This is a genomic window from Streptomyces sp. NPDC054841 (genome assembly GCF_053611045.1).
Window position 1 is genome coordinate 1 of the sequence record NZ_JBSGZO010000329.1, and the last position, 9689, is coordinate 9689.

Genomic DNA, 9689 nt, shown 5'->3' on the forward strand with positions numbered 1-9689 from the left:
AACGCAGCGTGGGGGCACCTCCCGTGCCCGAAGGGCTACGGGGGAGTGCGTGCCAGGCGTCGCGGGCCAGGCGGGACTTTCGCAACACGCCCTAGGGCCGCGCCGCCCGTGCCACCCGGGCGATCCGGCGCACATACCGACCGGTATGATCGCACGGCCATGCAGACAAATGCCACCTACACCAGTCTTGTCGCGGTCGGCGACTCGTTCACCGAGGGCATGTCCGACCTGCAGCCCGACGGCTCGTACCGGGGCTGGGCCGATGTCCTCGCCGCGCGGCTCGCGGGCCGCGCTCCGGATTTCCGGTACGCGAATCTCGCCGTGCGCGGCAAGCTCATCGGGCAGATCGTCGAGGAGCAGGTGGACCGCGCCGCGGCGATGAAGGCTGACGTGGTGACGCTCGTCGGCGGGCTCAACGACACCCTCCGCCCCAAGTGCGACATGGGCCGGGTGCGGGGACTGCTGGAGGAGGCCGTGGAGCGGCTGGCTCCGGCGTGCGGGCAGCTGGTGCTGATGCGCAGCCCGGGGCGCCAGGGTCCGGTCATGGAGCGGTTCCGTCCCCGCATGGAGGAGCTCTTCGACCACATCGACACCCTGGCGGCGCGCCACGGCGCGCTGGTGGTGGACCTGTACGGCGCCGAGGTGCTCGGGGACCAGCGGCTGTGGGACGTGGACCGGCTGCACCTGACCGCCGAGGGGCATCGCAGGGTCGCCGAGGCCGTGTGGCAGACGCTGGGCCTCGCCGCCGAGGAGGACTGGCGGGCGCCGCTGCCGCCGGCGGTGCGCCCGGGCTGGACGCAGCGGCGGACGGCCGATGCGCGGTTCGCCCGGCAGCATCTGGTTCCGTGGATCGGGCGGCGGCTCACCGGGCGCTCGTCGGGAGACGGCAGGCCGGCGAAGCGGCCCGAACTGCTGCCGTACGAGGCCACGGCCGCGACTGCGCCCGACGGCGAACTCTCTTAGGGCCTGTCCGGTGGATCTTGCCGGGGAGCGCCACTCCCTGCGACTCCGACGCGTACGGTCTCGTACGGTCTCGTGCGTCGCGCAGCTCTCGTAGCAAGCCACAAATCGGGGCGGGGCGCTGGCCTGCGTAAACCGCCAGTAGAATCCGTACACGTGACTGCAAAGCCTCGCATCCCCAACGTCCTGGCCGGCCGCTACGCCTCCGCGGAGCTCGCCGTCCTGTGGTCTCCCGAGCAGAAGGTGAAGCTGGAGCGTCAGCTCTGGCTGGCCGTGCTGCGTGCCCAGAAGGACCTCGGGATCGAGGTGCCCGACGCCGCTCTCGCCGACTACGAGCGCGTGCTCGACCAGGTCGACCTGGCCTCCATCGCGGAGCGCGAGAAGGTCACCCGGCACGATGTGAAGGCGCGTATCGAGGAGTTCAACGCCCTCGCCGGTCATGAGCACGTACACAAGGGCATGACCTCCCGCGACCTCACCGAGAACGTCGAGCAGTTGCAGATCCGCCTCTCGCTGGAGCTGATGCGGGACCGGACGGTCGCCGTTCTGACCCGTCTCGGGAAGCTGTCCGGTGAGTACGCGGAGCTGGTGATGGCCGGCCGCTCGCACAATGTCGCGGCGCAGGCCACGACGCTCGGCAAGCGCTTCGCGACGGCCGCGGACGAGCTGCTGGTCGCGTACGCCCGGCTGGAGGAGCTGCTCGGCCGCTACCCGCTGCGCGGCATCAAGGGCCCGGTCGGCACCGCCCAGGACATGCTCGACCTGCTCGGCGGGGACGCCGCCAAGCTCGCCGAGCTGGAGCAGCGCATCGCGGGCCACCTGGGCTTCGCGCACGCCTTCACGTCCGTCGGTCAGGTCTACCCGCGCTCGCTGGACTACGACGTCGTCACGGCGCTGGTGCAGCTCGCCGCCGCACCGTCCTCGCTGGCGAAGACGATCCGGCTGATGGCCGGTCACGAGCTGGTCACCGAGGGCTTCAAGCCCGGCCAGGTCGGCTCGTCCGCGATGCCGCACAAGATGAACACCCGCTCCTGCGAGCGCGTCAACGGCCTCATGGTGATCCTCCGCGGCTATGCCTCGATGACCGGTGAGCTGGCGGGCGACCAGTGGAACGAGGGCGACGTCTCCTGCTCGGTCGTGCGCCGGGTCGCGCTCCCGGACGCGTTCTTCGCGTTCGACGGTCTGCTGGAGACGTTCCTGACGGTGCTGGACGAGTTCGGCGCGTTCCCCGCGGTCGTCGCCCGCGAACTCGACCGCTACCTGCCCTTCCTCGCCACCACCAAGGTCCTGATGGGTGCGGTGCGCGCCGGTGTGGGCCGGGAGGTCGCCCACGAGGCCATCAAGGAGAATGCGGTCGCTTCCGCGCTGGCGATGCGGGAGCAGGGCGCCGAGCGCAACGCGCTGCTGGACAAGCTCGCCGCCGATGACCGCATTCCGCTGGACCGCGCCCAGCTCGACGCGCTGATGGCGGACAAGCTGTCCTTCACCGGCGCTGCGGGACAGCAGGTCGCCACGGTGGTGTCCCGGATCGAGGAGATCGCCAAGCAGCACCCGGAGGCCGCCGCGTACACGCCGGGGTCCATTCTCTGACCGGGGCAACCGGGATGGCCCGCTACACCGCCGCCGAGCTGGAGGCCGCCCGCGATCGCCTCGTCCCCGATGTGATCGCGGACGGTCTGTCCGTCCTGTTCTGCGGCATCAACCCCGGTCTGATGTCGGCGGTGACGGGCCACCACTTCGCCCGGCCCGGAAACCGCTTCTGGCCGGTGCTGCATCTGTCGGGCTTCACCCCGCGCCAGTTGAAGCCGTCCGAACAGGACGAACTTCTGGTGTACGGACTCGGCATCACCAATGTCGCGGCCCGTGCGACCGCCCGGGCCGACGAGCTCAGCGACGAGGAGTTCCGCGAGGGCGGCCGGATCCTCACCGAGAAGGTGGAGAGGCTGCGGCCGCGCTGGCTCGCTGTCGCCGGGGTCACGGCGTACCGCACGGCATTCGGCGACCGCTCGGCGCGCATCGGCCCACAGGAGCGGACGATCGGCGAGACCCGGATCTGGGCCCTGCCCAACCCCAGTGGGCTGAACGCCCACTGGACGGCGCAGACGATGGCCGAGGAGTACGGGCGGCTGCGGTCGGCCGCCGGGGCCTCGTCGGATTCCCCCGAATGCTCGGACTCCGCCGAGTCCTCGGACTTCGGCGAAACCCTCGGACTCCGCCGAACCCTCGGACTCCGGCGGGCCTAGGGCGGATCTATCTCGGTGACGACAGCGACGAGCTGGAACGGCAGCTCGGTGTCCCACTTCGAGACCCCGAGCACCACCCACTGACCGTCCACCTGCCAGAGATGCACGTCGGGCACCGAGTTGCTGAGCGTGCCCCACGGCTCCGGTATCTCCTCCCCTTCCTCGAAGGACCTGGCGAACACCGAATACAGGCTGAACACCTGAGGCCGCCCCCATCGCTCGCTGAGCAGCACCGCGAGAGCCTCACGCTCCGCTTCGTACTGCTCCCCGACGATCTCCATGCGCGACCGGTCCTCCCAGAACTCCTCGCTCGTGCTCAGCTCGGCCATGTGGTAGCCGGGACCGCTGTCGCCCACGTCCGACCGGCCGTACTCCGCGGGGAAGGGCCGGGAGCGCAGCCGATCGATGGTCGCCAGATGCCGTGCGATGGTCATGGATTCAGTAAACCTTCTCCCACTGACATGTGGCGGGGCGTCAGGCGTCCCGTCGGCGAACGCTCCACCCGCCCGCCAGCAGCGCGGCCGCCGTCCAGCACGCGGTCACCGCAAGGCCGCTCCACGGGCCGAGGGCTCCGTCGGGCGTCTGGTGGAGGACCGCCTGTCCCGCCTTGTCCGGGAGGAAGTCGGCGACCGTTCCCGACATGTCGCCGACCACGAACGACACGATGAGCAGGAAGGGCACCAGGACGCTCAGCGTGGCGACACCGCTGCGCAGCAGCGCGGCCAGGCCGGCCGCGAACAGGGCCATCAGTGCGAGGTAGACGCCGCAGCCCAGGGCACCGCGCAGGCCCTCGGCCCAGCCGATCCCGTCGGCCCGGTCCCCGAGCACCGCCTTGCCGACGGCCAGGCTGGCGAGGCCCGTGACCAGCCCGGCGGCGAGGGCCGGTGCGCCGACCGCGACCGCCTTGGCCGCGAACCACCGCCCCCGGTGCGGGACGGCGGCCAGCGAGACGCGCAGGGCGCCGCCCCGGAACTCGGACGAGACGGCCGTCGCGCCGAACGCGACCGCCGCGGTCTGCCCGAAGCTCACGCCGAAGAACGCCGTGAACAACGGGTCGAAGTCCGTTCCCTCGGGGTCGAGTCCGGCGAGCGCGGAGAAGGCCACGGTGGCGACGAGCACCGCGCACAGGGCGCCGACGAGCGACCGCAGCGTACGGATCTTGATCCACTCGGAGTGCAGGACGGGTGTGAACGCCATGGTCAGGCCTCCTGGGGCTGCGCGGGGGACGCGGTGAACTCGGCTTCCGGTGCCGTGAGGTCGAGGTAGGCCTGTTCCAGCGTGCCTTCCTCGGCGGCGAGTTCGAGGACGGGCACGCCCGAGCCCGACATGAGGCGGCCGATGTCCTCCACGCGCGCGTGGTGCACCGTCCACCCCCCGTCCCCGCCGTCGACGGCGTCGTAGCCGTGGCGGGCGAGGAGGCCCTTCAGCGCCTCGCCGTCCGTGGTGCGGACCCGGACGCGGGGCTGCACGCGCGCGTCGATGAACTCCCGCAGGGGGATGTCGGCGAGCAGGCGCCCGCGCCCGAGGACGACCAGGTGATCGGCGAAGGACGCGGTCTCGTTCATGAGGTGGCTGGAGACGAGGACGGCCCGGCCCTCGCGGGCGAGGCGGCGCAGCAACTCCCGGATCCAGATGATCCCTTCGGGGTCGAGGCCGTTGGACGGCTCGTCGAGGAGCACCACGGGCGGGTCGCCGAGGAGGGCAGCGGCGATGCCCAGACGCTGGCGCATCCCGAGGGAGTACGTCTTCACGCGGCGCCGTGCGACGGAGGCGAGCCCCGTCTCCTCCAGGACCTCGTCCACGCGGCGGACGGGGATGCGGTTGCTCACGGCGAGGGACATGAGGTGGTTTCGGGCGGTGCGTGACCCGTGCGCGGCCCCGGCGTCCAGGAGGGCACCCACGTGCCGCAGGGGTTCGTCGAGCGCGGTGTAGGGCCGGCCGCCGACCGTGGCGGTGCCGGAGGTGGGGCGGTCCAGGCCGAGGACGAGGCGGAAGGTGGTGGACTTCCCGGCGCCGTTGGGGCCGAGGAAGCCGGTGACGCGACCGGGCGGCACGCTGAACGTAAGGTGGTCCACGGCGCGCCGGGAGCCGTACTCCTTGGTGAGGTCTCGGATGTCGATGCTGGTCATGGGGCCAGCCTCGCGTCCGACGAGGGTCTTGTTCCTCCCCCGCGCGTGGAGATCGTCTCCCCCGCCCGGGGGAGGTCCGCTGTCGGAGGCGGCTGGCACGATGACGGAATGGTCCGCTTTCTGCGCCCGCTGCTGCGGGGGACGACGTACACACGGCTGTTGCACCTTTGGGTGCCCGTGCTGGTCGAGAGTGTCTGGATGTTCATCGACCCGGCGCGGCCGTGGGTCCCGGCGCTGCTGCTTCCGCCACTGGGGCTGATCCCGGCGGTGCGCCGGGGCGAAGGGGTGCAGGCGCAACTGCTGCTCACGCCCGGCGAGCGGGATCCGGGGTTCTCGGTGGCTCCGGCGACGGCCTGGCGGGACCGGCTTCGTACGGTGCTGTGGCTGGAGACGCGGATGGTGCTGGGGGTGCCGGCCGCGTTCGGCTGCGTCTGGCTGCCGATCCTCGCGATCGAGCTGGGCGCGACGACGTTCGGGGGCGTTCACGACGACATTCCGATCCTCGATCAGGCCGCACCGCACTGGTGGTACGCCCTGCTGGTCCCGCTCCCCCTCCTCGCGCTGTACGGACTCGTCGTCGGCCTGGGCGAGTTGGCCACCTTGCTCGCACGGCGGCTGCTCGGCCCGTCCGCCGCCGAGCGGCTCGCCGCCCTGGAGGAGCGCGCTGAGCAGTTGCTCGAACGCACCCGCCTCGCGCGCGAGTTGCACGACTCCATCGGTCACGCGCTGACGGTGGCCGTGGTGCAGGCGGGCGCGGCGCGGGCCGCGGGCGACCCGGAGTTCACGGACCGGGCCCTCAGTGCCATCGAGGAGACGGGGCGGGCGGCGCTGGAGGATCTTGAACGGGTGCTCGGGATCCTGCGCGAGCACGACCGCCCCGTGGGCAGCCGCCCGACGCTCACCGACGCCGTCCGGCTGCTGGAGTCGGCGCGTGCCTCGGGGGCCGAGGTGGACGCGGAGGTGTCCGGCCCGCTGGAGGCGGTGCCGGGACCGGTGTCCCGCGAGGGCTACCGCATCCTCCAGGAGTCGCTCACCAATGTGCTGCGGCACGCGGAGGGGGTGCCCGTGCGGGTGCGGATCGCGGTCGCGGACGGCGCCCTCGGACTGGAGGTCCGCAATCCGCTGACGGCGCAGATACCGGGGCCCGGCCGGGGCAGCGGGCTGCGCGGGATACGGGAGCGGGCGGCGCTGCTCGGCGGCCGGGCGCAGACCGGCCCGGACCGGGGGGACTGGCAGGTGCGCGTCGAACTGCCGCTCCGCTGACCGGTACCGGCCGGACGCCCGCGGACGGGCTGATGACCGGTACCGGCCGGACCCCTGTGGACGGGCCGATGACCGGTACCGGCCGCAACCCTGCGGACGGCGGGGGCTGTTGATCTACCCTGGCCGTATGCCGGTCACCGTTCTGCTCGTCGACGACGAACCCCTCGTCCGCGCGGGTCTGCGTGCCGTTCTGGAGGCGCAGCCCGACATCGAGGTCGTCGGGGAGGCGGCCGACGGCGCCTCGGTGATCCCGCTGGTGCGGCGACTGCGGCCCGACGTGGTGGCCATGGACGTGCGCATGCCGCTCCTGGACGGCATCGAGGCGACCCGTGCACTGCTGCGCACGGTCGAGCAGCCACCGAAGATCCTCGTCGTGACGACCTTCGAGAACGACGAGTACGTGTACGAGGCACTGCGGGCCGGTGCCGACGGGTTTCTGCTGAAGCGGTCCCGGCCCGCCGAGATCGTGAACGCCGTGCGCACCGTGGCCGAAGGAGAGTCGCTGCTCTTCCCGGCCGCGCTGCGTTCGCTCGTCGTGGGGCAGGCCGCCGCCCGCCCCGCGCCCTCCGCCGTGGAGCGGGCGGCGCTCACCGAGCGGGAGTCGGCAGTGCTGCGCCTGATGGCGAAGGGCCTGTCCAACGCGGAGATCGCCGCGGAGCTGATCGTCGGTACCGAAACGGTGAAGTCCCATGTCAGCGCCGTGCTGGCGAAGTTGGGTGCGCGGGACCGCACGCAAGCGGTGATCGCCGCGTACGAGTCCGGTTTCGTGGCTCCCGCCTGACCCCGGGCCCGGCCGGCCGGCGCTCGCCGCGCGCCGCCGCCATTGAGTACGATCCGCCCGACACGTGGACGAGCGGGAAGGACACACCGTGGGGCGGCTGACCGGCGGGGACCCGTCGCTTCTGCGGCGGATCAATTCCGCGGTGGTACTCCATGCGCTGCGGGGCGCCGATTCCCCCACGCTCACCGATCTGACCCGGATCACCGGATTGTCCCGGCCGACCGTCGAAGGCGTGCTGGAAGGGCTCATCGGTTCCGGGCTGGTGGTGGAGACCGGCCCCGAGGAGGGCGAGACCCGGCGGCAGGGGCGGCCGGCGCGCCGGTTCCGGTTCCGTGCCGAGGCCGGGCATCTGCTGGGAGTGGAGATCGGCCCGCACCGGGTCGCCGCGCTGCTGTCGGGGCTCGACGGCCGGATCATCGGCGCGGGATCCCGTGAGGTGGACGAGGCGGCGCCCGCGGACGAGCGGCTGGAGCGGGTCCGTACCGTGGTCGCCGATGTCCTGCGGCGTACCGGAGTCGCCCGCAGCTCGCTCCGCGCCGTCGGAGTCGGCACGCCCGGCATCGTCGAAGCAGACGGCACGGTACGCCTGGGCACGGCGCTGCCGGGCTGGACGGGGCTGGCCCTGGGTGAGCGGCTGAGGCGCTCGTTCCGCTGTCCGGTGCTGGTGGAGAACGACGCGAACGCGGCGGCGGTCGCCGAGCACTGGAAGGGTACGGCGACGGACTCGGACGACATCGTCTTCGTCCTGGCGGGGCTCAGTCCCGGCGCGGGCTCGCTGATCGGCGGGCGTCTGCACCGGGGCTACGGCGGGGCGGCGGGCGAGATCGGCGCACTGCATCTGCTGGGCCGGGAGGTCACTCCGGAGACGCTGCTGTCGACCACGGGCGAGCCGCTGCATCCGCTGGACGAGCAGGCAGTGGCGCGGGTGTTCGCACATGCCCGGCAGGGTGACGAGCGGGCGCGCGCCGCGCTCGACCGGTTCATCCAGCGGCTGGTGCACGACGTGGCGGCACTGGTGCTGGCGCTCGACCCGGAGCTGGTGGTGATCGGCGGCTGGGCGGCCGGGCTGGACGGCGTCCTCGATCCGCTGCGCGACGAGCTGTCCCGCTACTGCCTGCGGCCGCCCCGGGTGGCGCTTTCGATGCTCGGTGAGGCCGCGGTGGCGACCGGGGCGCTGCGGCTGGCGCTGGACCACGTCGAGGAGCAACTGTTCGCCGTCGAGGGAACGGTGACGGCCCGCCGCTGAACGCGACGGGCCGTACGGCGGAGCAGGGCGCTCAGGAGGCGCGGCGCTGCTGGGTGTCGTGGCGGATCTCCAGGTCGCCGGAGTCGCCGAAGGTCAGTCGGCAGGTGTCCGCGCGGTACGTCGCCACCGAGACGACGGCGGTGCGGCCCTGCGCGAAGTACCGGGTGGTGACGACGAGGACGGGGGCGCCCGGGAGGCGGTCCAGTTCCTTCGCGTCGTCGGCGCGCGCGGAGCCGAGCTCCACAGCGCGGTCCTGGCCCTCCAGAGCCGGACGCTGCAGCTCACGCAGGACTCCGCGGGCGCGAGCCGCGCCGGCGGGGGCATCGATGGCGGACAGCTCGGGCACGGAGCCGGACGGGATGTAGAGCAGCTCGGTGGCGACCGGCTGGCCGTGTGTCACCAGCATCCGGCGCACGATGTGGACTTCCTCGTCGCCGTCGGTGCCCAGCACGCGGCCCACGGCGGCGGGCGGGACGCCGGTCGTGCAGTCGAGGGCCTGCCAGGCGTCCTCGGGGGTACCTGGCCAGTCCTGCGGGGAGGTGGAGACGTCGACGCCCATGCGGGGCGGCGCGACCGTGGTGCCGACACCGCGGCGGCGCTGCAACCGGCCCTCCAGCTCCAGCTGTTCGAGCGCCTGGCGGAGGGTGGCCCGGGCGACTCCGAAGCGGGCGGCCAGCTCGCGCTCGTTGGGCAGGATCTCCCCGACCGAGAAGTCGGAGTCGAGCGCCTCACCGATCACGGTCTTGAGGTGCCAGTACTTCGGCTCCGGCACCGTCTCCAGTTGCGTGGTCCCCACCCTGTCCTCCGCAATCACCGTGGCCCCGGCGGCTTTCCGTGCCCTTGTTTATTAAAGGTTCCTGCACTAACGCTGCGACCATAGGACGGCGCACAGGCTTGGTCAAGACCAATCCTCCTGCGCCGAGCCATGGAATCACCCTCTGCCACGGAGCGTTCACGGAAGGTTCGTGCTGTGGCGAAAAACAGCGGCCCCGCCGACACCCGGTGGCTGCACTGGGTCAACCCCCGCACCGCCTGGGCGGTCCACGCGATGGGGACCGGCATGTTCG

10 protein-coding genes are annotated in these 9689 nt (G+C 72.4%); 6 read left to right on the top strand and 4 right to left on the bottom strand.

Translation table 11 applies throughout. From position 1 onward, the window contains the following. Positions 1-159 precede the first annotated feature (159 nt). From ACWGI8_RS31695 to mug, 3 genes are all read left to right on the top strand, one after another. A complete protein-coding gene (locus tag ACWGI8_RS31695; RefSeq protein WP_453666159.1) occupies positions 160-963 on the top strand; it encodes an SGNH/GDSL hydrolase family protein in 804 nt (267 codons plus the stop codon). A 153-nt stretch (positions 964-1116) separates the two neighbouring features. Then, positions 1117-2550, top strand: coding sequence for an adenylosuccinate lyase (gene purB, locus ACWGI8_RS31700; RefSeq protein WP_453666161.1), 1434 nt, complete (start codon positions 1117-1119; stop codon positions 2548-2550). A 14-nt stretch (positions 2551-2564) separates the two neighbouring features. Further along, positions 2565-3203: a G/U mismatch-specific DNA glycosylase gene (gene mug, locus ACWGI8_RS31705; protein WP_453666163.1), complete on the top strand. Its 639-nt coding sequence runs from the start codon at positions 2565-2567 to the stop codon at positions 3201-3203. Here the strand turns inward: mug and ACWGI8_RS31710 are convergent. From ACWGI8_RS31710 to ACWGI8_RS31720, 3 genes are read right to left on the bottom strand one after another with little or no spacing between them, the layout of a single operon-like run. Beyond that, positions 3200-3637, bottom strand: coding sequence for a hypothetical protein (locus ACWGI8_RS31710; protein WP_453666165.1), 438 nt, complete (start codon positions 3635-3637; stop codon positions 3200-3202). The genes mug and ACWGI8_RS31710 overlap by 4 nt on opposite strands. Positions 3638-3677: 40 nt before the next feature. Beyond that, entirely contained in the window at positions 3678-4400 is a 723-nt protein-coding gene (locus ACWGI8_RS31715) for an ABC transporter permease subunit (RefSeq protein ID WP_453666167.1), read from the bottom strand. A 2-nt stretch (positions 4401-4402) separates the two neighbouring features. Continuing rightward, a complete protein-coding gene (locus tag ACWGI8_RS31720) occupies positions 4403-5332 on the bottom strand; it encodes an ABC transporter ATP-binding protein (protein ID WP_453666169.1) in 930 nt (309 codons plus the stop codon). Positions 5333-5440: 108 nt separating this feature from the next. Between ACWGI8_RS31720 and ACWGI8_RS31725 the strand changes: the two genes are divergently transcribed. The 3 genes from ACWGI8_RS31725 (at position 5441) to ACWGI8_RS31735 (ending at position 8622) form a co-directional block, all read left to right on the top strand. Further along, positions 5441-6595 (top strand): sensor histidine kinase, encoded by a 1155-nt coding sequence (locus ACWGI8_RS31725; RefSeq protein ID WP_453666171.1) that lies wholly within the window; start codon positions 5441-5443, stop codon positions 6593-6595. 127 nt (positions 6596-6722) lie between these two features. Then, positions 6723-7376 (top strand): response regulator, encoded by a 654-nt coding sequence (locus ACWGI8_RS31730; protein ID WP_453666173.1) that lies wholly within the window; start codon positions 6723-6725, stop codon positions 7374-7376. Positions 7377-7464: 88 nt separating this feature from the next. Then, on the top strand, positions 7465-8622 hold the full coding sequence (locus ACWGI8_RS31735; RefSeq protein WP_453666174.1) for an ROK family protein: 1158 nt from the start codon (positions 7465-7467) through the stop codon (positions 8620-8622). A 31-nt stretch (positions 8623-8653) separates the two neighbouring features. On the opposite strand, the gene ACWGI8_RS31740 is transcribed toward ACWGI8_RS31735, so the two are convergent. Then, entirely contained in the window at positions 8654-9418 is a 765-nt protein-coding gene (locus ACWGI8_RS31740) for a GntR family transcriptional regulator (RefSeq protein ID WP_453666175.1), read from the bottom strand. Positions 9419-9689 lie beyond the last annotated feature (271 nt).